A 25,965-nucleotide genomic window follows, 5' to 3' on the forward strand; every position below is an offset into this window, starting at 1 on the left:
CGAAGCACAAGCATCGATGAGCGACCGCGAATAGAGGTAGTTTTTATCGCCAATAGAAATATCGCTTCCCGGCGCTCAGCGCTTCGGTGAAGTCAAGCCACCGGACCCAGCAGGTCTGTGCGGCGAATGTCTTTGTTTCCGGCGGAAATGTGAAACCGTTGTCAAAAGCTATGAAAATGATTATTGGGGGTGCCGCAATGGGGCGCATTCTTTTAAACCACATCGAAAAACGATACGGAAAGGAAAAAGGGCAGGCCGTAAAAGATTTTAATTTGGAAATTCTCGACGGCGAATTTTTGGTTATGGTCGGACCGTCCGGCTGCGGCAAATCGACAACGCTCCGCATGATCGCTGGGCTTGAGGACATTTCCTCCGGCGAGCTCTATATCGGAGACCAACTGGTCAATCATTTGCCGCCCAAGGATCGCGATATTGCGATGGTATTTCAGAACTACGCCTTGTATCCGAATATGAGCGTATACGAGAATATCGCTTTCGGTCTCAGGCTGCGCAAAATGCCCAAGCATGAAATCGATCTTGCAGTCAAAAAAACGGCGAGAATTCTCGAAATCGAGCAGTTTTTAAGCCGCAAGCCGAAGCAGTTGTCCGGCGGTCAGCGCCAGCGCGTAGCCTTGGGCCGGGCGATCGTGCGCAATCCTCAGGTGTTTTTGATGGATGAGCCATTGTCCAATCTGGACGCCAAGCTGAGGGTGCAGATGAGGACCGAGATTATCCGCCTGCACAAGCAACTCGGGGTAACGATGGTCTACGTCACGCATGACCAGGTCGAGGCGATGACGATGGGGCATCGGATCGTGGTGATGAAAGACGGCATCATTCAGCAAGTCGATACGCCGCAAAAAATTTACAATCACCCGCGCAACATGTTCGTAGCGGGCTTTATCGGAACGCCGCCGATCAATCTGGTGGAGGGGCAAATCAAGGAAAACGCCGACGGCGAGCTGGAGTTTCATACAAGCCGTTACGCGCTAAAAATCCCTGCCGAACATTCGAACGTGCTGCGCAGCAAAAAAAAGGTCGACCGCAACGTGATTCTCGGTATTCGCTGTGAGAACGTCCACCTTGAGCCCGCCTTTCGCGAGGCGAATCCGGGTGCCCAAATCGTCGGAATACAAAAAATTAATGAGCTGATGGGAGCCGACTTGTATTTGTATATGGACATCGGCGCGCCGAATCTGTTTATCGTCCGCACCCGTCCCGAACATCAATTTGTAGAAAATGAAAAGCTGACGCTAACGCTTGCGATGAATAAAGCGCTCTTCTTCGATAAAGATACGATGGATAATTTGGCATACTAAGCTTGAAGCTAAAGAAACAGCGGAGGGATGGAGTTGAAGACATTAGTAAGAACCCGCCCGTGGCTGGCCACTGTGCTGGCGCTCGTCTTTGTGCTGGGCCCTACGCTCCCCGGGCTCGCCGATGGCAGCGGCGAGTCGCCGGGAAGCGGCGCGACCGATGCAAAGACTACCGGGATTGTGAAGAAAGCGGATGAGAGTCAATCCCTTGATCCGTACTATTTGGAAGTGCTGGAGAAGTGGAAGAAAAACGGCGCCGCCATGGACCACAAGGGAATGATTACGGTTCCCGGCAATGCGGTGAGCGGCAAGTCCGAGCAGGCGAATGTGAGCGCAGGCTCTTACGACGGGAAAAACAACGTCTTGATATGGAACGCTCAAGGCGACGAATGGATTGAATATGAGGTGAACGTCGAGCAAGGCGGGTTGTACACGATGGAGCTTTCGTACCATCCGTTCGTCGATCCGAAGCACCGCAAGCCGATCGCCTGGAACGTATCGGTGGACGGAGCCAATCCTTATCTGGAATCGAAATCCGTCCAGCTGTATCGGCATTGGAAGGACCAGCTTCCGGCGCGCACCGACGATAACGGAGACGAGATACGCCCGATGGCGGAAGATGTTTCCGGCTGGCTGAGCGATTCGTTCCGCGATTCCGGGGGCTCGTATGAGGACCCGCTGCTCTGGTATTTGACGCCGGGCAAGCACAAGATTCGCTTCGCCGGCAGCGATCCGGTCGCCATCGAATCCGTCTCGTTCAAAGCGCCGGTCATTACGGACCCGTATCAGACGGTCCGAAGAACGTCTCCGGCCGACGCGGCTGCGGTGCAAGCCGATCCGATCGTCATCGAGGCCGAGCAGGTCGATTGGAAAAACGATTCATCCATCCCGTTGTCTTATGACAACGACATCGCATCCGTTCCGTACGTACGGGGCAAAATTACATACAATACGATCGACGGAGAACGGTGGTCCACCGGCAATCAGGAGGCCAGCTGGAGCTTCGAGGTTCCGGAAAGCGGGTATTACAAGATCGCGATGCGGGCGCAGCAGTCGTTCCTCTCGAACCGTTCGTCCTTCCGTACGATCTCGATTAACGGCAAGGTGCCGTTTGCCGAGCTGAAGGCGTACCGTTTCCTGTACGCTTCCGGCTGGAAAGGCGTTACGCTGGAGGATAGCGCAGGCAAGCCGTTCGAATTTTATTTGCAAAAAGGAAAAAATACGTTATCGATGCGCGTAACGCAAGCGCCTTTGAAGCCGGTCATTATCGATCTGGAGAGCGGCATTGCCGATTTGAAAAAGCTGGCGGCCGATTTAAAAGCGCTGACGGGAGGCGTGGACGATAAAAACCGGACATGGGAAATCCGCAAGGATCTTCCGGGCTTCATCGAGCAATTAGGCGCTCTCGGGAAAAAGCTGGCCGATGTGCGCACAAGGCTGGAAACCGTTAACGGACGTCCGGACGCCGTGTCGCAAGGCATCGTGACCGTCGAGCAGGACATTCAGTCGCTGCTGAAAAACGAGAATGAAATTCCGTACGAAGCGAGCCGGCTGGTGACGCTGCAGGGGAAAATCGGCGATTTGATTCAGCAGCTCAATACACAGCCGCTCCAGCTCGACCGGATCTTCATTGCGCCGGTAGAGAAGAGCTTTCCGAAAATGGAAGCGTCGATGCCGCAAAAAATTCAAGGGGCCTTCATTAATTTCTTTTATTCCTTTATGCCGAAGGAAAATTTGAATAAAATGCAGGACGATGTACTGAACGTGTGGGTGCTGCGCGGAAGGGACTATGTGAATTTGCTGCAGGATTTGGCCAATGAATCGTTCACCCCGCAGACCGGCATCAAAGTGAAGGTCAACCTGCTCCCCGACGCAGGATTGCTCGTGCTGATGAACGCCGCGGGGATAGCGCCAGACGTCGCTTTGGGGCTCGGACAGGACTTGCCGTTCGAGTATGCAATGCGTAACGGAATATACGATTTAAAGCAATTTCCGGATTTTGACGAAGTGTACAAACAGTTTGCTCCGGGTTCGTGGACGCCGTTCTATTATAACGGCGGCTACTACGGAATGCCGGAAACGCAGACGTTCCAGATGATGTATTACCGCAAGGATGTGCTGCAAAGTCTGGGCCTTAGCGTCCCCGACACTTGGGACGATGTGTATAAAATGCTGCCGATTCTGCAGCAAAACGGCATGAACATTACGCCGGTCGGCCATAACCCGTTCTTCCTTCAGAACGGCGCCGATTATTTTGCGGCGGACGGTTCCAAGACCGCACTCGGAACGGAGAAGGGCTTCGATTCGTTCAAGAAATGGACCGACCTGTACAACAAGTACGCGGTCGACCGCTCGCTCTCCAGTTTTTATCAGCATTTCCGCGACGGCACGATCCCGCTCGGGATCGGCGATCTTGGGATGTATATCGAGCTGACGGTAGCCGCTCCCGAGCTGAACGGGTGGTGGGGCGTCGCTCCGATTCCCGGCGTGAAGCAGCCGGACGGCACTGTAGCCCGCTGGATGGGCGGAGGCATGCAATCCTCCGCAATTTTCAAACAAACGAAGAAGCCGCAGGAGAGCTGGGAGTTTCTCAAATGGTGGACGTCGGCTGAAATTCAGGAGCGCTACGGCACTGATCTGGAGACGCTGAACGGCGTCAGCTTCCGCTGGAACACGTCGAATATCGACGCTTTCGCCAAGCTTCCTTGGAAAAAAGACGATTTGAACGCGATCATGGAGCAGTGGAGATGGTTCAGAGAAATTCCTAACGTACCGGGCAGCTATTTCATGGAGCGCGAGCTGCAGAACGCCTGGAACCGGACGGTCGTGGACGGAATCAATTACCGAACCTCTCTGGAGACCGCCATTGTCGATATCGACAGGGAGATTCAAAGGAAAATGCAGGAATTCCATTTTATCGACGACAACGGCAATGTCGTGAAGTCATTAAACTTGCCTAGTATAACCAAACCGTGGGAAGGGGTGGATAAGTATGTTAAAAAGTGAGCAGGCCGTAACGGCAGCGCATACTTCCACAAGCCGGGCGAAGCAGAAGCGGATGTCGCCTTTTCAAGCGATATGGGAGTACCGCGCTTCGTATGTGTTTATCGCACCGTTCATGATATGCTTTATGATTTTTATCATGATCCCGGTTATCGCCGCCTTCGGGCTTAGTTTCACCTATTACAACTCGCTTGAGCCGCCGAGGTTCGTAGGCTGGGCCAATTTCCGGTATATGCTTTCCCAGGATTTGATTTTGATCAAGTATGCGATTCCGAATACGTTCAAGTTTGCGACGATCGTAGGTCCCGGCGGATATGCCGCCTCGTTCCTGCTCGCTTGGCTAATCTCCATACTGCCGGGCGTCTACCGCAAATGGTTTACTCTCGCCTTGTATACTCCGTCCCTTGCGGGCGGAGTGGCGATGAGCATCATCTGGCTGCCGTTGTTATCCGGCGACCGGATCGGCTACTTGAACAGCTTCCTTATCAAGCTGGGTCTGATCAACGAGCCGGTATTGTGGGTGACAAGCAAGGAGCATTTGATGACGTCGATGATCGTCGTCACTTTATGGTCCAGCATGGGGATCGGCTTTCTGGCGATGCTGGCCGGCATATTGAACGTCAATCACGAGCTGTACGAAGCGGGAAGGCTGGACGGAATTAAAAGCAGGCTCGAGGAAATCTGGTATATTACGATACCATCGACCAAGCCGCAGATGCTTTTCGGCGCGGTCATGGCGATCGTCGGCGCATTCAAAGCCGGGGGGATCGGCACGCAGCTGTCCGGGATGAATCCGACGCCGCAGTATGCGGGGCATCTCATTATAAGCCAGATCGATGATTACGGCTTTACCCGCTTCGAGCTCGGGTATGCTACGGCATTATCCGTATTCCTGCTGATTCTTATTTACGCAGCCAACAAGCTCTGCTGGAGATTGTTCGGAACGAAGGAGGACGAATAGATGAAAGTCATGAGCGCGGAGAAGCTGGGAAAGCTGATTCCGTGGCGAAGAAGGTCGAGGCTGAACAGGCTCGGGCCGTTCGAGAAATTTGCGGTGCTGCTGTTGGTCGTGCTCAGCATTTTTATGCTGATGCCGCTCGTATATATTTTGAACCACGCATTGAAGCCGTATCAGGAGCTGTTTATTTATCCGCCTAACATTTTTGCCCGGCATCCTTCGTTTCAAAATTTCGTCGAGCTGCTGGCGATAACCAAAGGTACGGCGATACCGATTACAAGATATATTTTTAACAGTGTCGTCGTGGCGATTTTATGCGTTATAATTGTTACAGTAGTCAGCGCGATGTGCGCTTATCCGATTTCCAAGCATAAATTTCCGGGACATAAGCTCGTCTTCGGGATGATCTTGCTGACGCTGTTGTTTGCTCCGGAAACCGTAGCTATCCCCCGGTATCTGGTCGTCAGCAAGCTCGGCATTATGAATACGTATCTCGGCCATATTATGCCGATGGTCGCAGTGCCGACCGGGGTGTTTCTCATGAAGCAGTTTATCGACCAGCTGCCGAACGAGCTGCTTGACTCGGCGAAGATGGATGGGGCGCGGGAGTATACGATTTTTATGAAAATCGTGCTGCCGGTCATAATGCCGGCCGTAGCTACGATCGGCATTATTGCCTTCAACGCCGCATGGGGGAATACGGAGACGTCGACGCTGTTCATGCAGCAGGAAGAGATGAAAACGTTCCCGTTCTACATCTCGACGCTGACCAGCGGCATGGCTAACAGCGTGGCGAGGCAGGGAGCGGCTGCGGCTGCGGCGCTGCTGATGTTTTTACCGAATTTGATCATCTTTTTGTTATTCCAGAGCAAGGTCATTGCTACAATGGCTCATTCCGGCATTAAATAAGACGGAACAGAGGAAGGAGGCGCCAGTACCGATGAGCATAAAGCAGTGGAAGGACCGGGTGGAGCAATGGGGACGGTTCGAGCTCGCCTTAAGCGGGCCGAGCGGGGGAAACCCTTACCGGGATGTGCGGCTAATTGCAACGTTTCAATACAAGAACCGAAGGCTGGAGCCCGAAGGCTTCTATGACGGGGACGGAACGTACAAAATCCGCTTCATGCCGGACGAACCGGGCGTGTGGCGCTTTGTTACAAGGAGCAGCTGCAGCGAGCTTGACGGCATTGCCGGCGAGTTTCTCTGTGTCGCTCCGTCTGCGGGCAATCATGGTCCGGTGCGGGTGAAGAACCGACATTATTTCGAATATGAAGACGGCACGCGCTATATGCCGTTCGGAACTACCTGCTATCATTGGACGCATCTCGGTAATGAGGAACTGGAGGAGCATACGCTGGCTTCATTGGCAAATTCGCCGTTCAATAAGGTGAGAATGTGCCTCTTGCCGACGCGGGACATGAAGCCGCCGCAGATTGCCTTCGCCGGAACTTGTCCCGAGGATATTGACAAAACGCGCTTTAACCCGTCGTTCTTCGCCCATCTGGAGCGAAGAATCGAGGATCTGCAGCGGCTCGGGATCGAAGCCGACCTGATTTTGTTCCATCCGTACGATAAGGGGCATTGGGGCTTCGATAATATGGAGCCGGAGGAAGACTGCTTTTATTTGCGTTATGTGATCGCAAGGCTGGCCGCTTACCGCAATGTATGGTGGTCGCTCTCCAACGAATACGATTTCAATAAATTTAAAACCGTGGCGGATTGGGACCGCCTTATCCAATTCGTTCAGCAGTGCGATCCGTATCAGCATCTGCGCTCGATTCATAACGGAACGAAGATGTATAAATCGTCTACGCTGTACGACTATACGAAGTCTTGGATTACGCATCAGAGCATCCAGCATTGGGACGCGGCTTTGACGACCAATTGGCGCGAAGCTGCGGCGAAGCCGATTGTCATTGATGAAATCTCCTATGAGGGCAACAGCTCGAGACGATGGGGCAATATTTCGGGCCTGGAGATGGTCCACCGGTTCTGGGAAGGCTTCTCGCGCGGCGGTTTCGTAGCGCATGGGGAGTCGTTCATCGACCGCGAGACGCGGGCCTGGATTTCGTTCGGAGGATTGATGTACGGAGAAAGCGCCGAGCGTATCGCTTTCTTGCGCCGGATTATGGAGGAGGCTCCGGAAGACTGGATTCAGGCCGGGGAGGACGGGACGTACAAGCTGATTTATCTCGGCAATTACCAGCCCGCCTACCAGTACGTCGAGCTGGCGGAAGACGCCGCTTTCCGGGCGGAGCTCATCGATATATGGAATATGACGATAACCCCGCTGGAACCCGTCTTTCAAGGAAAATCCAAAGTGAGGCTTCCCGGCAAACCGTACATGGCTTTGCGCCTTCAGAAAGTATGAGGGGCCGGAAAGAGAGGAGGAGAACGTACTGAGTACGAGCACCGATACGATTGTGCCCCGTTGGGGATTGATGGAGCTGACGCTTCAAGGGCCCGCCGAGGGCAACCCTTTTACGGATGTCAGGTTAAGCGCTTGCTTTCGCTGCGGCGAATATGAAGCGGCGGTAGAAGGCTTCTACGACGGGGAAGGGAGATACCGCATTCGCTTTATGCCCGAGCTCGAAGGGGATTGGACTTACTCGGTCAGCGCGAACTGTCCCGCTCTGGACGGCACCCGGGGGAGTTTCGTCTGCTCCGGCCGAGAAGAGGGCAATCATGGGCCCGTCCGGGTCAAGGACGAGGTTCATTTTCAATATGCCGACGGCACTCGCTATACGCCGATCGGCACAACCGGCTATGTCTGGCATTTGCAGGAGGAAGAGCTGCAGGAGCAGACGCTGCGCACGCTGCGGCAGACCCCGTTCAACAAAATAAGAATGTGCGTGTTTCCCAAACACTACGAATTTAATCAGGCGGAGCCCCCGATATATCCTTTTGCCGGTTCTGCCGATGAAGGCTTTGACTTTAGCCGCCCGAATCCCGCTTATTTCGCCCATTTGGAGCGGAGAGTGAAGGATTTGGCCGAGCTGGGCATCGAGGCCGACCTGATCTTGTTCCATCCGTACGACGAAGGCCGCTGGGGCTTCGACCGCATGACGGCTGAGGAGGACGAGCGTTATCTGCGATATGTTGTCGCGAGGCTTAGCGCATTCCGTAACGTTTGGTGGTCGCTTGCCAATGAGTACGATCTGATGACCCATAAGCGGCCCGAGGATTGGACGCGGTTTTTCCGTATTGTGCAGGAGGAGGACCCGGCCGGTCATCTCCGATCGATACATAACTGCCGCACTTGGTATGACTTCGGCGTTCCCTGGATTACCCACGTCAGTATTCAGCACAGCGATGTGAGGGTCGCCTCGGAATGCACGAAGCAGTACCGCAAGCCGGTCATTATCGACGAATGCGGTTATGAAGGCAATCTGGATAAGCGCTGGGGAAGCCTGACGGCGGAGGAGATGGTGCTGCGGATGTGGGAAGGCCGCTGTCGCGGAGGCTATGTGACCCACGGAGAGACCTACTTAGGCGATGAGGAGGAAGGGCCGCTCTGGTGGTCACACGGAGGATCGCTGAAGGGACAAAGCGTGCAGCGAATCCGGTTCTTCAGCCGGATATTGGAAGAAGCGCCCGCGGATATGATTTACAGCAGCGACAGGCTTGATGCGGCTACGCTGGAGGTAAGCGGGGAATATTATTTGCAATATTTCGGTCCCCATCGCTTTAGTTACCGAGAATTTTCGCTTCCGGAAGGGCAGTATTGCGTCGACTTGATCGATACGTGGAACATGACGATCACCCCGCTGCAGGGGGAGTTTGCAGGAAGGTTCCGCATTGATCTGCCTGCCCAATTGTATTACGCTCTGCGCATTAGACGTGCGGTTAACAAGTGACCGGAGCCGATAGGGAGTCGGGGCGGCGCGTGTGCTGCCAAGACCATTATCGACCGCGGCGGCCGCATGTAATATCACCTGGCTTCGGCAAAACGATCCGACTTAGTTTAAGAAGAGGAGAGATATTATGGAATCTTTGCGTAAATCAACGGGAACGATGAAGCTGTGGTACGAGAAGCCGGCAAGAGCCTGGACGGATGCGCTGCCGATAGGAAACGGGCGGCTCGGTGCGATGATTTTCGGCAAGGTCAATCAAGAGCGGCTTCAGTTGAATGAAGATTCTGTCTGGTACGGAGGGCCGGTTAACGGCAATAACCCGGACGGGCGCAAATATTTGCCGGAGGTCCGCCGGCTGCTGATGAAGGGAAACCATGTGGAAGCGGAGGAACTGGCCCAGATGGGAATGATGTCCATTCCCAAATCGCTTCATCCTTATCAGCCGCTGGGCGAGCTGCAGCTGTACCATGACGGGGAGAAGAAGATGATCTCCAATTATTACCGAGATCTCGACATCGAGCAGGGCATTGCCCATGTGTGCTACAGCCTGAACGACGTGCCTCATGTCAGAGAGCTGTTCAGCAGCGCCGTAGATCAGGTTATGGTCGTCCGGGTTTCGTGCGACCGGCCGGGGATGTTGAACCTACGGATGAATTTGAGCCGCAGACCGTTCGACGAAGGCTCCCATCGTTTCGGTAAGGACACGATTGTGATGAGGGGCGAATGCGGCCGCGACGGGGTGACGCTGACGGCGGCGGTCAAAGCGGTGGCCGAGGGAGGCACGGTGAGCGTCATCGGCGATTTTCTCTCCGTGCACGGGGCGCAGACCGTTACGCTTTATGTCGCCGCCGGTACGACTTTCCGCTGTGAAGATCCGCTGGGAGAATGCATACAGCAGCTGGAGCATGCCGCGGGCAAAGGATACGAGCGGGTGAAGCAGGATCATTTGGCCGACCACACGGCTAAAATGCAGCGTGTCAAGCTGGATTTGGGACCAGCCGCCAAAAAGGATGAAACCGCTTTACTTCCGACGGATGCGCGGCTCCAAAGATGGAAAGAGGGGGCGGAAGATCCTTCCCTGATCTCGCTCTACTTTCAGTTCGGGCGTTATCTGCTGATGGCAAGCTCTCGTCCCGGCTCGAATCCGGCCAATTTGCAAGGCATATGGAATGAAAGCTTTACGCCGCCATGGGAGTCCAAGTATACGATCAATATCAATACGGAGATGAACTACTGGCCGGCTGAGGTATGCAACCTGTCGGAATGTCACGAGCCTTTATTCGATTTGATCGACCGGATGCGCCCGAACGGCAGAATTACGGCCCAGAAGGTGTATGGCTGCAGAGGTATCGTAGCGCATCACAATACGGATATGTGGGGCGCGACCCAAATCGAGGGCAACTTTATGCCGGGCTCGATCTGGCCGATGGGAGCGGCCTGGCTGTCGCTTCATTTATGGGAGCATTACCGCTTCGGGCTGGATGGGCGTTTCTTGCGCGAACGAGCGTATCCTGTCATGAGGGAAGCGGCCGAATTTTTCCTCGACTATATGTTCGAGGATATGCAGGGGCGGCTCGTCACCGGGCCTTCCACTTCGCCCGAGAACAAATATATCGGGTCGGACGGCAGCGTAGGCTGCCTGTGCATCGGCCCTTCCATGGACACGCAAATTGTTTACTCTTTGTTCCAGGCTTGCATCGAAGCATCCGGGCTGCTGCAGATGGACGACGGGATTCGCGCGGAGTGGGAGACGGCGCTGCGCAAGCTGCCGAAGCCGCAAATCGGCAAGCACGGTCAACTGCAGGAATGGGTGGAGGATTGGGATGAGGTGCATCCCGGTCACCGGCATATCTCCCATCTGTTCGCCCTGCATCCAGGCGAAATCATTCATGTGCGGCATACGCCGGAATGGGCGCAAGCGGCCAGAAGGACGCTGGAGCGCCGGCTGGAGCACGGAGGAGGCCATACGGGCTGGAGCCGGGCCTGGATTCTTAACTTCTATGCCCGCTTGGAGGATGGGGAGCAGGCTTACGAGCATCTGAAGCTGCTGCTCTCCCTGTCGACGCTGCCTAACTTGTTCGACAATCATCCGCCGTTCCAGATCGACGGCAATTTCGGCGGCATTGCCGGCATCGCCGAGATGCTGCTGCAATCCCACCGCGGAGAAATCGCTCTGCTTCCGGCGCTGCCGAGCGTCTGGCAGAGCGGTCAAGTATCCGGGCTGCGCGCGCGCGGAGGCTATGAGATCGACATGGAATGGGAAGCGGGCGAGCTGACCCGCTGCGTTCTGAAAGCGACGCAATCGGGAATATGCCGTATCGCCTGCCGCCGTCCCGAGGCTCCGCTGCGGGTGGAGATGAACGGCAAGCCGGCAGTGTGTCGGACATCGGGTTATTTGACCGAATTTGAAGCCGCTGCCGGAGCAACGTATGTCCTCACGGCGCAAAAGCAGGCTCAGCCTATAGAGCCGAGCCGGGCCTCGTCGCAATCGTAAGAGCATAAGCGCAAGCTTCGCGCTGCATCGTTCGGAGCTATCACAGACAGGCCATCCTAACCGGGTGGCCTGTTTGCTGCAATCCGCCCCGAAAGTGGGCAGAAACAACCTATATATGTTGTTTTGAACTGGTGTAAAGTAAAAATCGAGAGGTGATTAGAATGGAATTTATAAGACCGGAAGATTACTTACCGAGAAAATCTCATATATCCGATTTAAACCGATACGGCATCGCACTCATAGGCTGCGGAAGCATAGCGAACACGGCGCATCTGCCCGCTTACCGCAAGTATGGTTTACATATTGCCGCATGCTGCGATGTCAGCGAGGAAGCGGCCCGAACAACGGCGGAGAAATTCGGCATTCCGAGATGGACGACCGATGTGAACGAGCTGCTGCAGATGGAGGAGGTAGCGGTGATCGACATGGCGATCCATCCGGCACCGAGGCTGGAGGTGCTGAGAAGCATCAGCCAAGCGCCGCGCCCCGTTTTATGTCAGAAACCGCTTGCCATGGACATCAAGCACGCGCAGCTGCTCGGCGAGGAAGCCCGGCGTCTCGGCATCGTGCTCGGCGTGAACCAGCAGGCACGGTGGGCTCCGGCGCACAGAGCGCTGAAGCTGGCGATCGAGCAGGGGCTGATCGGAGAAATCTACAGCATTCATCATTATATGCGCTCGTTCCAGGATCAGGCCGGTTGGTGGTGGACGAAGATGAAAAATTTCAATATCGTCGATCACGGCGTCCACTATGTCGATTTATGCCGTTATTTTAACCCGTATCCCGAAGATTGGTCCAGAGTGCACTGTACGACGGCTCAACTGAGGGAGCAGAATGCGATTGATCCGCTCATCTATTCGGCCAATGTCGAATTCGGTCCGAAGGGCGGCAGACATCCGTTTATGGCTTCGCTTCATTTTAACAACATCGCCAAAGCGAACCGTTCCCACAGCAATACATGGTGGGTGGACGGGACCGAAGGAAGCTTGTGGTGCACGCAGGATACGCTGTATATGGCGATTAACAAGCATAAAAACGTCATTCACGAAATGAAGCTGAAGGGAAGCTGGTTCCCGGACGCCTTCGCGGGTTCCATGCTCGCGTTTATTACCGCGCTCGATCAAGGACAGGAGCCTCCGGTAACGATCGAGGACAATTTGCAGACGATTGCGATGACGACGGCGATGGTTGCCTCCAGCGAGGAAGGCAGGGTCGTCGAGAGAACGGAAATTTGGAGCGGGGGCGAACGAGGATGAACGAACTCGGATTTATGAGTTATGTCTATATGGGTTTCTCTGCGGAAGCGATGGCGGAGGAGGCCGGGAAGCACGGGCTCCGTTACGTTCAACTGGACATCAAGCAGAAGCTGCAGGTGATGGATGACGAGCCGTTCTCTACCGCAAGGGCCGATAAAATTTGTCGGATTTTTGCAAGCAGAGGCATTCAGATCGTCGGCCTGTCGGGGTATACGAATTTGCTCAATCCGAATTTGGCAAAACGCGAAGAAAAATTGGTCCAGCTGGAGAAAATGATCGATCTGTGCTCCGCTTATGGAACCCAATATATCGCCACGGAAACCGGAAGCTTGCATCCTTCCAACGCATGGCGGGATTACGAAGGAAACCGTTCGCCGGAAGCGTGGGAGCAGCTTCTCGCCATTACGCAGCGGCTTCAAAGACGCGCGGCGGAAAATAATGCGGTGCTGCTGCTTGAAGGCTTCGCGCTGAATGTGCTGGCCGAGCCGAAACAGGCGCAGCGGCTTCTGCAGGAGCTCGGAACGGAAGGGCTCGGCATGATCATGGACCCGTTCAATTATTTGACGGTGCAAGATTTGAGCGGCTTGGAAGCTCAGCGCCGGGCGATGACCGAAATCTTCGATTGCATTGCCGGTCAGTCCCCGATCGCTCACGCCAAGGATTCGCTTTATTCCGACGAAGGCTTTACGACGCCAAGGGTAGGCGCGGGACAGGCGGATTGGAACGTTTATGCGGAATTTCTGATGAAAAGGCTGCCGGATGTGCCGTTAATTCTTGAACATGCCAAGCCGGAAGAAGTCGAGGAATGTTTGCAGCTGATTCGGCAAGCGTTTGCAGCGGCGGGGGAAGCAAAACCGAATGCGCGTGATGCCCATGAAGCGTAAACCGAGGTTAGGCATTCAAGGACCTGTCGTCGCTTGGCAGGACCCGTGGGGCAAAGAAGCTTCCGATTCGGTCATGCGAACGGGAACCGGAAGCGTGTGCCCGTCGCAGGACCCGAGACCTGAGCCGCAAGCGTTTATCCGGGCGCTTCAAGAACTGCAGGCGGACTTCTACGTCCATCATGCGTTGCCGGGAATGCAGGGTTACAAGGAGCTTCTGGAAGATGTGGCCGGAGCGGGGCTCGATATTTGTCTAGGCAACGAGTACGGCAACATCAACGGGCCCTGGGTCGAGGGCACGAACCGGTACGACCTGCCGGATGACGCCTTGGCTCAAGCTGCCGCCTCCGGACGCTGCATCGGCTTATTGTACGACGAACCGGAGCATTTGCAAATCAATGCGGCACAGTACCGCAAGGACGGCTGGTTCCCGCATTGGGGACTCACCGACGGCGAGACGCTTGAACGATCCCGGCTCGGCGTCGAGTCGGCCGTGCGCGGCAGAGTCCGGCATGTCGGGGACGCAATGAACCGGGCAGGCCGCAATCCGGGGGCGATGCCGCTGATTTCCGAGCAGGTGTTTCCGACTTCGTTCCATACTTACGCCAGAGCGGGGATGGAGCTGTGTCCCAAGATCATGAAGGAATCGTTCCAATCGCTGCAGCTTTCTACCGCGCTGGGGGCGGCGAAGCAGTACGGAAGAAACATGTGGATATGCGCCGATCTGTGGGGACCCGATACAGGGGCATGGTTCACGCGGTTTCACGGGTTCCCCGGACATTCGCCGGAGGAGTTCGCTTCGGCTCTCCGAATGGGCTATTGGATGGGCCCGTCCCATCTGTTTGTGGAAAATGCCGATGTGCTTCTCCGCAGCACGGGCGAGGGCTTCACGAAGACGGAATTCGGCGAAGTTTGGCTTGAGTTCGTTAAAAGCTATGTTCCCGGGCATCCGCTCCGGTGGCATCATTCGCAAGCCGATCCGGATATCGTGATCATTCATTCCGACGACAGCAACTATGGTCAAAATGAACGGTTGTTCGGAAACCGCTCGTCGGATCAAGAGTCCATTGCACGCAGTCAAAGCGTGTTTACCATATGGCATTTGCTCAGCAGGGGACGCATTCCCGCGTACGGAAGCTGCATGCATATACCGGGATACGACTTCCCGAGGCATGAGCTGAAGCGGGAGGTTTCCATAGAACGCTTTCCTTTGGAAAAAGGCTACATAGGCAGCGGACGGAAGCCGATTCATCCGCTGTTGTATCCCGTTCATAACGTCCTCGTATACGACGGATATGTAACGGGACGGCAGCTCGGCCGGCCTAAGCTGATCATGGCGGGCGGTTCCGATTTGTCGGATGCAACATTTCAGGCGCTGCGCCAAAAGGCCGAGGACGGGGCTGTCGTCGTCATAGCCGATTGGCTGCTGCCAAAGGACTGTCCCGCCGATGTCCGAATAAGCGGAGCCAAAGGCTTGGGACAATGGCTTGTCACGGACGATTTCCTAAGTGAAAACGTTCGGGAAGCCGTACAGCCGTTTCTCGGCGACGCGGACTGCTGGATGCAGCGGTTCGGGAAGGAAGAAGTTCGGATGTACGCACGGAATGAAGACGGAAGCGAATTGGATTTTGAAATCCGTTCGACATAAGAAGACAGGATAAGACTTGGAAACCGGAACAGGGGCTGGCGCTTGCTATCGTATTGAAGAAAGCGGCCCCAGGTTTCATAGTTCCAAGGTTCCAGTTTATGCAGTAAAGGAGGAAATTCATTTGGAGCAGACCCAACATCTGGACCCGTTCGCCGAAATCGCCTTTCGCGAACATCCGGGAAATAAAGACGAATTGCATGAAATTCCTCCGATAGCTTACGAGAAAGCGTATTTCGCTCCGGGATCGGAGATGGCCAAGGAGGTCCCGGCCTTTTCATACGAGACGCAGCTGACCATGTTTCAGCATGAGCTGCAGCTGCTGCGCATGAAATATCGGCCTTTCATGCGCAATCTGGCTCCGGCGCCCTCGTTGACGCGGGATCGGCAGCGGCATACCCGCTTCCAGTTCCGTTATCAAACGGCGGAAGATGCGAATTTCACTCGCGTGCTCGAAGGCGAGGGCGATTGGGAGCAGGCCACGGTGCCTGATTTTCGCGGGCCGTCGGGGGATAAGGGCAAATGGACCGGATTTTACCGTAAAGAGTTTGCCTACGAACCGGTTCAGGCCGGCAAAAGGGTATTTCTCGTATTCAAAGGAGTCGATTATAAAGCGACCGTCTATTTAAACCGCAAATGCATCGGCAGTCACGAAGGCTTCTTCGCCCCGTTCGAATTCGATGTGACCGACTTCCTGCAGCAGCATAATACGCTTGTCGTCGAAGTCGATAACGATTACCCGATGATGGGGGTAGGCGGAACGAAGCTGGACGGGGACAAAATGTATGCGGCGACGGGGCCGGGCTGGGACGATCCGTACAGCGGCTGGAATCATTGCCCCCCGGGAGCGGGCATTTATAATGCGGTGTATTTGGAACAGCGCTCGGAGTTATTCATCCAAGATGTGTTCGTGCGCCCTAACCTCGACGAAGGCCATGTCGAGGTGTGGATCGATGCGATGAACACGACGAACAAGCTGCTGGAAGATTTCGAAATGCAGCTGGAGCTGATCCCGAAAAATTTTGCCGGAACCGGCATCGGCCCGTTAAGCTTTCAGATAGCTTACGCAGGGCCGGGAATCAATTATTTTCGCTATAAAGTCGATTTCCCTCAGTTTCGTATGTGGGAGCCGGACGCGCCTTATCTATACATAGCCCGCGTCGAAGTGAATAACGGCGGCGTTTGCACCGATTGCCTGGACCGCACGTTCGGCATGCGCAAGTTTCATATGGATGAAGACGGAGAGCCGAAAGGAACGCTCTATCTGAACAACCGCCCCGTCATTCTCAGGGGAGCCAATGAAATGGGACATCTGCAGCAGTGCGTGATGCAAAACAAGCCGGAACAGCTCATCGACGACATCTTGATCGCCAAAGCGGCGAATATGAACTTTTATCGGATTACGCAGCGGCCCGTGCAGGAGGAAATTTACGATTATTTCGACATGCTGGGCATGATGCACCAATGCGACTTGCCGACCTTCGGCTTTATCCGCCGCAATCAGTTCGTGGAAGGCGTCCGTCAGGCGGCCGACATGGAACGGCTGATTCGCAGCCATCCTTCCTCCGTCATGGTGTCGCTGATTAACGAGCCGTCGCGTACGGAGAAGCGGCGCAAAGGACATCGGCATTTGCACCGCAACGAATTGGAAGCGTTCTTCATCGCCGCTCGCCAGGCGATTTATGTGGAAAATCCCGACCGGGTGGTGAAAAACGCGGACGGCGACTATAACCCGCCGACACGTGAAGGCTTGCCCGATTTTCATTGCTATACGATGTGGTACACGAATAACGGAATTACTCTCGGAAAACTGCACAAAGGCTTTCTGCCGGCCATTCGTCCGGGCTGGAAAGCGGGCTGCGGAGAGTATGGCACAGAAGGGCTGGACAATGCGCAGCTAATGACGAGCCGCTATCCAAGAGAATGGCTGCCCGAAGATACAAAGGAGCGTTGGTCGCCGAACCGGATCAAGGGAGCGCAGACGTATGCGATGCACGGCGATTGGTTCGGGGAGCAGCATTCGATGCACAGCTGGATTGAAGCGAGCCAGCAGCACCAATGTCTGGCGACGAAGCTGATGACCGATGCTTGGCGGCGAAGAACGGATCTGGTCGTTTCGACGGCGATCCATCTCTTGATCGACGCATGGCCGGCAGGCTGGATGAAGGCGCTGGTCGGAGCCGACCGCATTCCCAAGCCGGCATATTTCACCTATAAGCAATGTCTGGAGCCGGTGCGGGTGAACCTGCGCTGCGACCGCCTGAAAGTGTATGAAGGGGAAACGATGGAAATCGAAGCGTGGCTCTTGAACGATACGGATCAAAGCTACGAAGGCTGCCGGATCATCGCTACGCTGCGCGACGGCCAGAGGGATTACGGGAGCTACGAAATGACATGCGATTTGCCGCAGACATCCTCTCGCTATGCCGGTACTATCCGCTTCTCTGTGCCGCCGACGGCGGAGCGGCAGCCGTTCTTCATCGATGCGGCCTTAATCGACGAGCACGGAGCGGAGCTTAACGCGGAACGCTTCCGTTTCGAAGCCTTCGCCCGGATGAGGCGGCTGCAGCCGAAGCCGGTTCGCGCTTCTTATCTGGACTCCGAATCGGAAGTGCTGTGCTCGCTGCTCGATCTGGAGAGTTCTTCATACGAGGAGGACGACGCGCAGGACGGGGCGATTATCGTTTCCACGAAGGAGGCGTTCGTGCGGCACCGGACCTCGCTGCTGGAAAAAGTCCGTCACGGAGCGACCGCCATGTTCATTCTGGGACGTCCGGTATCTACTTCCAACCATACTTGCTGGGAGCTGGAGGGCGGCGAAATCAAGACGGCCAAGTACAAAGAAGTGTATACGCTCGGAGTAAATGCGAACCGGCCGGAGCTGCAATGGATGAAGCATGACGATTTCGCTTACTTTTACAATCTGCAAAACGACCGCCTCGACGGAATCAGCCACAGCCATCTGCTGGGGGAGGGGCTGGAGCCGATCGTCTTCTCCTATACGACGCAGGGCGAGTCCGACGGTCAGAAGCGCAAGCTGCCGATCATTGCGGAGAAAAAAGTCGGCAAGGGCCGGATTTACGCCGTTTGCTTCCCGCTGTCGGGAAGGGTCGGCTTTAATCCGACGCTCGACAGGTTACTAATTACCCTATTGCAAAGCGGAGGTGCGAAGGCATGACGCGGTACACGGTGTTCAGCGCAGACCGCCGGAAGTCGGCGGAAGTGACGGCGGAGCGGGATGAAGTGACGATTTCGCTGCGGGATCAAGAATCATCCGCCGTTTATTTCGAAGGACGGCTGCAGGAAATGTTGTGTTTCTCCGTCCGTAAACCTTGGAGCAGCGAGCCTGTGCGACTGAATCACACCAAGTTGTCTGAGGAGCAAGAGCGCCTTGTTGTCGAAGGCGACTTGTCCGGGATACGATTCTCCTTACGTCTCGGCTTCGACGCGAACGGACTGTTGCGGATTTCCGCTGCCTGGGAGAATCGCAGCGGCATGACGCTGCGCGACGCGGCAGCGGGTCTGCTGTTCCCGTTGGACAGAAAGCAAGAGGAGAAGGTAACGATCCCGCATATGATCTACAACAATAATCCGTCCTCCGATCCGCAGCGGATCGTTCCCAAGCTCGGAGAAGGAGCGGGCCGAGGGTTTCTATGCGAGGAGCACCGCCTGCCGATTCCTGCGGTAAACGCGGAGTGGCGGGAAGGGGAGCAAGCTCGCTTCCTTACCTTATTCTCTCTCCCGAGCTATGTCGAAACTCCGGACGGCAAGGTCCATTACGGATCGCTGGGAGCGCTTCAAGAGGAGCGGGGACTGACGTTTGCCGCCATGAGCGGCGTGCTGATGATGAACGGCGAGAAAGACGTCGTCTATGTGTCCAAAAGCAGGACGCAGCCTTACGACGGCGGCTATCTCGATTTTGCGCCCGGGTTTGCGCTGGAAAAGGAGTATGCGCTTCATTGGGGCGCAATCGGCCGCTCGGGCCAAGCGTTCCGCGAGGTGGTTCGCGCCGCTTCCGAGCTGTTTGCTCCCGAAGGCGCCAAACCGCATACAGCGGCGGAGATCGTACGGTTGAAGTCGAACGCGCTGGATGACAGGTGGAGAACCGGGGCCGGGGGAGCGGCAGGGTATATCAAATTTACCGATTCGAATTCCTTCGGCAATGTCTCCAAGCATCCGCTGCACTATATGTACGGCTGGACCGGACAATGTCTGAAGCTGGCCTGGTGCGACGCCAAGCTAGGCTTCTCCCGGGGGGAAGAGGAGCGCATCGCAAGATGCGAGCAGGCGGCGAGCTTCTATGTTAAGGAAAGCGAAACCGAAGTGCCGGGAATCCGCCACAGCTCTTATATGTTGCATGAAACCCGCTGGGACGATTTCCGTTCCGGTCAGGAGAAGGTCGTATCCAGCAGAGCCTACGGCGAAACGATAGCGGATTTAGGGGACATTATTTTGCTGTTCCGCGAGCAAGGCAGAGCGATACCGGAGGAATGGGTGCGAGCCGTTTGCGATGCGGCCGACCTGTTTATCCGCGGAGGTTTGCAGGACGGAATCCTTCCCGCGGCTTGGGATCTCTCCGGAAAACCCTACGATAATATGATTACGGCGGCAGGGCTGCCCTGCCTGATCGCTTTGGTGCAAGCTTACCGGATTACGCGGCAGCCCGATTATTTGGCTGCGGCCGAAGCGATGATGCAGTGCTATTACGAGCTGCATGCAGCGACGTTCGATCGTCCTTTCGCCCGCTCCACGCTGGATGCCAAATGCGAGGATAAGGAAGCGGGTATGTATTTCTTCCTGGCCGCTTACCATCTGTATAAAACGACGGGCAAGCCGCTTTATGAGGAATGGGCGCAGCTTTCGGCCGAATGGCTCCTGACCTTCGTCTATATGTGGAATCCCGTATACGATAAAGGCTCCATGTTCCGGGAGGCCGGCTTTCAGGCGGCGGGTTGGCCGGGAGTCAGCGTGCAAAATCATCATCTGGATGTGTTTTTCCCGACCTTCGAGTTGTGGGATTTCGGGCGTTCGACCGGCCGGACGGATGACGAGCGCTGGGGGCGCATGATTTTCGATGCGCTCGGTCAGGGCATATGCACGAAGCCGGGAGAATGGAAATTCGATATTATCGGCGAGCAGGCCGAAGGCTTTTTCCAGACGAACTGGAACCACCGCGGCCACAGCAATAAATGGAATCCTTCCTGGGTCATCGCCTTAATGCTGCAAAACGCCATACGGTTCCAAGAGGCGGAACTTGCAAAATAACGAAAGGGGACATACGACGTGGACGTTAACAAACAAGCGATGCCGGATTGGCAAAATCTCGACGTGCTAAGCCGCAATGCGGAGCCGCCCTCCGTCGGTCTGATCCCTTACGCCGATTTGGAGTCGGCGATGGCGAACGAGCCCGCCGCTTCTCCTTACTTTTTATCGCTGAACGGAAGCTGGGATTTCCATTACGCGGACAGTCCGGATGAGGCGCCGGACCATTTCTTCGAGCCGTCCTTTCAGCCTGAAGGCTGGGCTCGTATCGACGTCCCCGGCAATTGGCAGATGCAAGGGTACGGACGACCGCTCTATTCCAGCAGCTACTACCCGTTCCCGATCGACCCGCCTTACGTTCCTTACGACAATCCGACGGGCTGCTACCGCAGAAGCTTTCGGCTTCCCGGAGGCTGGGAGGATCGGCAGCAGTTTCTCGTGTTCGAAGGGGTAGACTCCGCCTTTCACGTATGGGTGAACGGGCATCCGGCCGGCTACGGGCAGGGCTCGCATCTGCCGTCGGAATTCAACATTACGCCGCTGCTGAAGCGGGGGGAGAACGTCATCGCCGTCCAAGTATATCAATGGTGCGACGGCAGCTATCTGGAAGATCAGGATAAATGGCGGTTAAGCGGTATCTTCCGGGACGTCTATATCAAATCCGCTCCGCATGCGCATATCCGGGATGTGGCGGTCCAAACCCGCTTCCCGGAGCAGACGGCGGATGCGGTGCTCAGTATAAAGATTGACATCGGCAACGATCACGATTCCCGGACCGCCGAGCCGTGCCACATGCGCATTTCGCTTCTTGACGGCATGAGAAACAAAGTTTGCGAAGGCTCGGCCGTCATCGTGGACGAATTGGCTGCAGGAGAACGGCGGGCGCTTGAAGCGGAGATTACGGTGGCCGCGCCCCTTCGCTGGAGCGCGGAGACGCCTCATCTGTATTACCTCGGACTGGAATTAACCGACGGGCAAGATCAAGTGCTGGAAGCGGCAAGCACAGCGGTAGGCTTTCGGGACATCGCCGTGAAGGACGGTCAACTGCTGGTGAACGGCAAAGCCGTTATTTTGAAAGGGGTTAACCGCAACGAATTTCACCCGCAGCTCGGGTTTACGATTCCTTACGAATCGATGATCGAGGACATCCTGCTGATGAAACGGCATAATATGAACGCGGTCCGCTTGTCCCATTATCCCAATGATAAACGTTGGCTGGATTTATGCGATCATTACGGCTTGTATGTGATCGATGAAGCGGATTTGGAGACGCACGGCGGCCATTTTGTCGGCAACGAGAGCTATTTGGCCGAAGACCCGGCATGGAAGGAAGCTTTTGTCGATCGCGCGATCCGCATGGTGGAGCGGGATAAAAACCATCCCAGCATCATCGTCTGGTCACTCGGCAACGAATCGGGATACGGCCCGAACCATGATGCGATGGCGGATTGGATACGCAGGGCCGATCCGTCCCGTCCGATTCATTATGAAAGAGCGAAGGACGCCCCGGTCGTCGATATCGTCAGCAGCATGTATCCGTCGCTGGAAGCGGTCATCGCCGAGGGAGAGAAGGAGGACCCGAGACCTTATCTAATGTGCGAGTTCGCCCACGCAATGGGCAATTCCGTCGGCAATCTGAAGGAATATTGGGATGCGGTGTACAAGTACCCGCGCTTGCTCGGAGGATTGATCTGGGAATGGGCGGATCACGGCATTTTGCAGCATACCGACAGCGGGGAAGCTTGGTACGCATACGGCGGCGATTTCGAAGATCATCCGAACAGCGGCCATTTTTGCATTGACGGTTTGCTGTTTCCCGACCGCAGGCCGAAGGCATCGATATTCGAGGTGAAAAAGGTGCTGGAGCCGGTCAAGATCGAGCCGGTCGATATGGAGTCGGGGCTGATCGCCGTGCATAATCGTTACGACTTTCTTACCCTCGAACATCTGGCCGGTACTTGGACGCTCTACTGCGACGGACGGATGCTGGAGCAGGGGGCACTGCCCGAGCTGAATACGGGCGCCGGAGAGCAGACGACCGTACATATCCCCTGGAGCAAAAAGCTGGCGGTTCATGAGGGCGGAGTCTGCTGGATGCATATCCGCTTCGCCCTGAAGCAAGCGTCCGATTGGGCTCCGCGGGGGCATGAGGTCGCCTGGGCCGATATTCCGCTGGAGATTATGATTGCGGCCGATGTTTCGAACGGACAGCGGAAGACGCCATCTTATATCGCGCCGGAATCTATGCCTGCGGTAAACATAATCGAAACGAAACGGTTTCTTGACATAGAGGGAGACGAATTCTTCATCAAGTTCAATATCGGCAAGGGTGGAATCGAAGCTTGGCAATATAACGGGGTTCCGTTATTGACGGCAGGGCCGAAGCTGCAGCTGTGGCGGGCGCCGATCGATAACGATTCCCGCCAGGCGAAGGAATGGAGGAAAGCGGGCTTCGATGCGCTGCAGCAGCGTGTCGACACGGTCGAGACGTTCCGGCACGGGGAATCTGCGCTCGCCATTGAGGTGCGAGGCGCGCTAGGGGCCGCCGGTCTGCCGGTCTGCTTCCGGACATGGACGAAGTATGAAATCTACGGAAGCGGCGATATCGTGATGACAGCGCGGATCGTTCCGGCAGAAGGGCTTCCTCCGCTGCCGCGGTTCGGCTTCGAGCTGGCGCTGCCGGGGTCATTCGAGCGCTTCTCCTGGTTCGGTCTCGGCCCTCACGAGTGTTACGAGGACCGTAAAGAAAGCGGGCGGCTCGGCGTATACGGCGGCTCGGTTCAAGAGCAGTTCGTTCCTTATATTAAGCCTCAGGAGAACGGCAATAAAGCCGATGTCCGGTGGGCGGTCGTGACGAATGCGGCGGGAACCGGGATGTATATAGGCGGCATACCTAAGCTGGATGTCAGCGCGGGCCACTATTCGACGGACAATTTGAGCAAGGCGAAGCATACGTACGATCTGATCCGGCTGAATGAAACGATCCTGCATCTCGACTACCGGCAGGCTCCCATCGGCAATCACAGCTGCGGCGAGGCTCCGCCGCTGGACAGCTATCTGCTGAAGGCGCAGGAGTTGGAGTTCTCCGTCCGGCTGAAGCCGTTCTCGGAGCGAGACCGATCGCCTTGGGGATTGGGAAGAGCGCGGCCGAAGCCGCTGGCAGAAGCGGATGAAGGTGAACGGCATAAGGAAGCGAATGGAAAACAGGAGGTTGAGCAATGAGCTTTGCACCGGTTGCTTTTTCCAAAATCGTATACGGGGGCGATTATAACCCCGAGCAGTTCCCGCGGGACATTTGGGATGAAGATATGCGTTTATTCAAGCTGGCGGGCATCGACATCGCCACGCTGAACGTATTCTCCTGGTCGCTCAACCAGCCGGATGAGACGACGTATCGCTTCGATTGGCTTGACGAGGCGATGAACAAGCTGCAAGAGCATGGGGTTAAGGTCTGCTTGGGAACTAGCACGGCGGCCCATCCCGCCTGGATGGCGCGGAAATATCCCGATGTGCTGACGGTGACGGCCGACGGCAAGCAGCGCAAATACGGACGCAGACATAATTCCTGTCCGAACAGCCCGACCTTCCGGCATTATGCCGGTTTGATGGCGCGCAAGCTGGCCGAGCGTTACAAGGATCATCCGGCGCTGCTCTTGTGGCATGTCAACAACGAAATCGGCATTCGCTGCTACTGCGAGCGCTGCGAGCAAGCGTTCCGCAAGTGGCTGCAGCGGCGCTACGGCACGCTGGAGAAGCTGAATCAGGCTTGGTACAGCCGGTTTTGGGGCCATACGTTCTACGACTGGGAGGAGATCGTTCTTCCCAGCGGCCTCAGCGAAGGGTTATCGGGAGGCAACGCGGATCAGACGGCTTTTCAAGGCATTACGCTCGATTTCTTCCGATTTAATTGCGACAGCTGGCTGGAGTGCTATCTGATCGAGTACGACGCCATTAAAGAAGTGATGCCAAACGCCATCGTCACGACCAATTTTCAAGGGAACGGGACGTATAAGCCGCTGGACTATTTTAAATGGGCGCCGTATCTGGATATCGCCGCCTTGGACATTTATCCCGAGAATCATACGCCGGAAAGCTATATGGCTATGAGGTACGATCTGATGCGAGGGATTAAGGACGGCGCTCCGTTCATGCTGATGGAGCAAAGTCCCGGGGTGATCAACTGGAAGAGCGTCAATCCGGTCAAGCGCCCCGGCGTGATGAGGGTCAGAAGCTATCAGGCGATTGCGCGGGGCGCCGAATCGATCATGTTCTTTCAGCTGAGGCGGTCGCTCGGAGCTTATGAAAAGTTCCACGGAGCGGTCATCGATCATGCGGGCCATGAGCATACGCGAGTGTTCAGGGAATGCGCCCAATTGGGCGGAGAACTGCAGCGGCTCGGCGGACAGCTGATCGGTTCCACGATCAAGAGCCGCGTCGGCATCTTGTTCGATTGGGAGAACTGGTGGGCGGTCGAGCTGGGCGGAGGCCCCTCTTCCTATATCAAATATTTGGATCAGGTGCAAAAATATTACGACGCTTTGTACAGCAATCATGTGCAGGTGGATATAATCCATGTCAAGACGGATTTGAGTGGGTATGATCTGGTCATCGCGCCGCTATTGTACATGGTGAAGCAGGGCTTCGCCGGGAAACTGGAGCGCTACGTCGAGCAGGGCGGGACGCTGGTGACGACCTTCTTCAGCGGCATCGTGAATGAAACCGATCTCGTCACCCCGGGCGGTTATCCCGGAGAACTGCGCAAGCTGCTCGGCATCTGGGTGGAGGAGATCGACGCGTTATTTCCTGAGCAGCGGAATTCGCTGGTCATGCAGGAGCCTCTGGGATCGCTGGAAGGCGCCTATGCTTGCCGTACCGCTTGCGAAACGGTGCATACGGAGGGCGCGGAGGCCGTTGCCGTATTCGGCGGCGATTATTACGCCGGATGTCCGGCGATCACCCGGCATTCCTACGGCCGCGGAGAAGCCTGGTATGCGGCTGCGGAGCCGGACGGAGCGTTCCTGCGGAAGTGGATGGGCTATCTATGCGAACGCGCGGGAATCGCGCCGCTATGCGAAGCGCCCGAGGATGTTGAAGTAACCTGCCGGGAGAAGGACGGAATCCGGTATACCTTTATTATGAATCATGCGGACGAAGAACGGGAAATCGATGCGGGCGATACCGTTCGTACGGAGCTGCTGAGCGGGACGGAGGTTTGCGGTCTGCTTCGGCTGGAGCCGAAGGGCGTGCTTATTTTAAGGCAGGCCGGAGAAGACGAAGCTTAAGCGCCCGCTTAACA

General features: G+C 55.9%; 14 protein-coding genes. All 14 read left to right on the forward strand.

All coding sequences use genetic code 11. From position 1 onward, the window contains the following. Positions 1-197 precede the first annotated feature (197 nt). The 14 genes from N0M98_RS06340 to N0M98_RS06405 all read left to right on the forward strand — a co-directional run bounded on the left by N0M98_RS06340 (position 198) and on the right by N0M98_RS06405 (position 25,951). On the forward strand, positions 198-1,319 hold the full coding sequence (locus N0M98_RS06340; RefSeq protein ID WP_249864024.1) for an ABC transporter ATP-binding protein: 1,122 nt from the start codon (positions 198-200) through the stop codon (positions 1,317-1,319). 27 nt (positions 1,320-1,346) lie between these two features. Continuing rightward, on the forward strand, positions 1,347-4,322 hold the full coding sequence (locus tag N0M98_RS06345) for an extracellular solute-binding protein (RefSeq protein ID WP_249864023.1): 2,976 nt from the start codon (positions 1,347-1,349) through the stop codon (positions 4,320-4,322). Positions 4,323-4,374: 52 nt separating this feature from the next. Further along, positions 4,375-5,280 carry a carbohydrate ABC transporter permease gene (locus N0M98_RS06350; protein WP_375295452.1) on the forward strand — a complete coding sequence of 302 codons (906 nt, stop codon included), beginning with the start codon at positions 4,375-4,377 and terminating at the stop codon, positions 5,278-5,280. Next, positions 5,281-6,186, forward strand: a complete 906-nt coding sequence (locus N0M98_RS06355) for a carbohydrate ABC transporter permease (RefSeq protein WP_249864021.1) — start codon at positions 5,281-5,283, stop codon at positions 6,184-6,186. Positions 6,187-6,217: 31 nt separating this feature from the next. Continuing rightward, positions 6,218-7,648, forward strand: coding sequence for a DUF5060 domain-containing protein (locus tag N0M98_RS06360; RefSeq protein WP_259617288.1), 1,431 nt, complete (start codon positions 6,218-6,220; stop codon positions 7,646-7,648). Between the two features lie 28 nt (positions 7,649-7,676). Next, positions 7,677-9,134, forward strand: coding sequence for a DUF5605 domain-containing protein (locus N0M98_RS06365; RefSeq protein WP_259617363.1), 1,458 nt, complete (start codon positions 7,677-7,679; stop codon positions 9,132-9,134). A gap of 127 nt (positions 9,135-9,261) precedes the next feature. After that, positions 9,262-11,625 (forward strand): glycoside hydrolase family 95 protein, encoded by a 2,364-nt coding sequence (locus N0M98_RS06370; RefSeq protein ID WP_249864018.1) that lies wholly within the window; start codon positions 9,262-9,264, stop codon positions 11,623-11,625. A gap of 161 nt (positions 11,626-11,786) precedes the next feature. Further along, a complete protein-coding gene (locus tag N0M98_RS06375) occupies positions 11,787-12,881 on the forward strand; it encodes a Gfo/Idh/MocA family protein (RefSeq protein WP_249864017.1) in 1,095 nt (364 codons plus the stop codon). Further along, positions 12,878-13,765, forward strand: a complete 888-nt coding sequence (locus N0M98_RS06380) for a sugar phosphate isomerase/epimerase family protein (RefSeq protein ID WP_249864016.1) — start codon at positions 12,878-12,880, stop codon at positions 13,763-13,765. The genes N0M98_RS06375 and N0M98_RS06380 overlap by 4 nt, the downstream gene beginning before the upstream one ends. Beyond that, positions 13,740-15,410: a hypothetical protein gene (locus N0M98_RS06385; RefSeq protein WP_259617289.1), complete on the forward strand. Its 1,671-nt coding sequence runs from the start codon at positions 13,740-13,742 to the stop codon at positions 15,408-15,410. The genes N0M98_RS06380 and N0M98_RS06385 overlap by 26 nt, the downstream gene beginning before the upstream one ends. Before the next feature lie 121 nt (positions 15,411-15,531). Then, positions 15,532-18,585, forward strand: a complete 3,054-nt coding sequence (locus tag N0M98_RS06390) for a glycosyl hydrolase 2 galactose-binding domain-containing protein (RefSeq protein ID WP_249864014.1) — start codon at positions 15,532-15,534, stop codon at positions 18,583-18,585. Continuing rightward, positions 18,582-20,672: a hypothetical protein gene (locus N0M98_RS06395; protein ID WP_259617290.1), complete on the forward strand. Its 2,091-nt coding sequence runs from the start codon at positions 18,582-18,584 to the stop codon at positions 20,670-20,672. Before N0M98_RS06390 ends, N0M98_RS06395 begins: the two co-directional genes overlap by 4 nt. A gap of 18 nt (positions 20,673-20,690) precedes the next feature. Next, positions 20,691-23,891 (forward strand): glycoside hydrolase family 2 TIM barrel-domain containing protein, encoded by a 3,201-nt coding sequence (locus tag N0M98_RS06400; RefSeq protein ID WP_259617291.1) that lies wholly within the window; start codon positions 20,691-20,693, stop codon positions 23,889-23,891. Next, positions 23,888-25,951 carry a beta-galactosidase gene (locus N0M98_RS06405; protein WP_259617292.1) on the forward strand — a complete coding sequence of 688 codons (2,064 nt, stop codon included), beginning with the start codon at positions 23,888-23,890 and terminating at the stop codon, positions 25,949-25,951. Before N0M98_RS06400 ends, N0M98_RS06405 begins: the two co-directional genes overlap by 4 nt. Positions 25,952-25,965: the final 14 nt, after the last annotated feature.

Source organism: Paenibacillus doosanensis (assembly GCF_025060755.1).
Taxonomy (GTDB): domain Bacteria; phylum Bacillota; class Bacilli; order Paenibacillales; family NBRC-103111; genus Paenibacillus_S; species Paenibacillus_S doosanensis.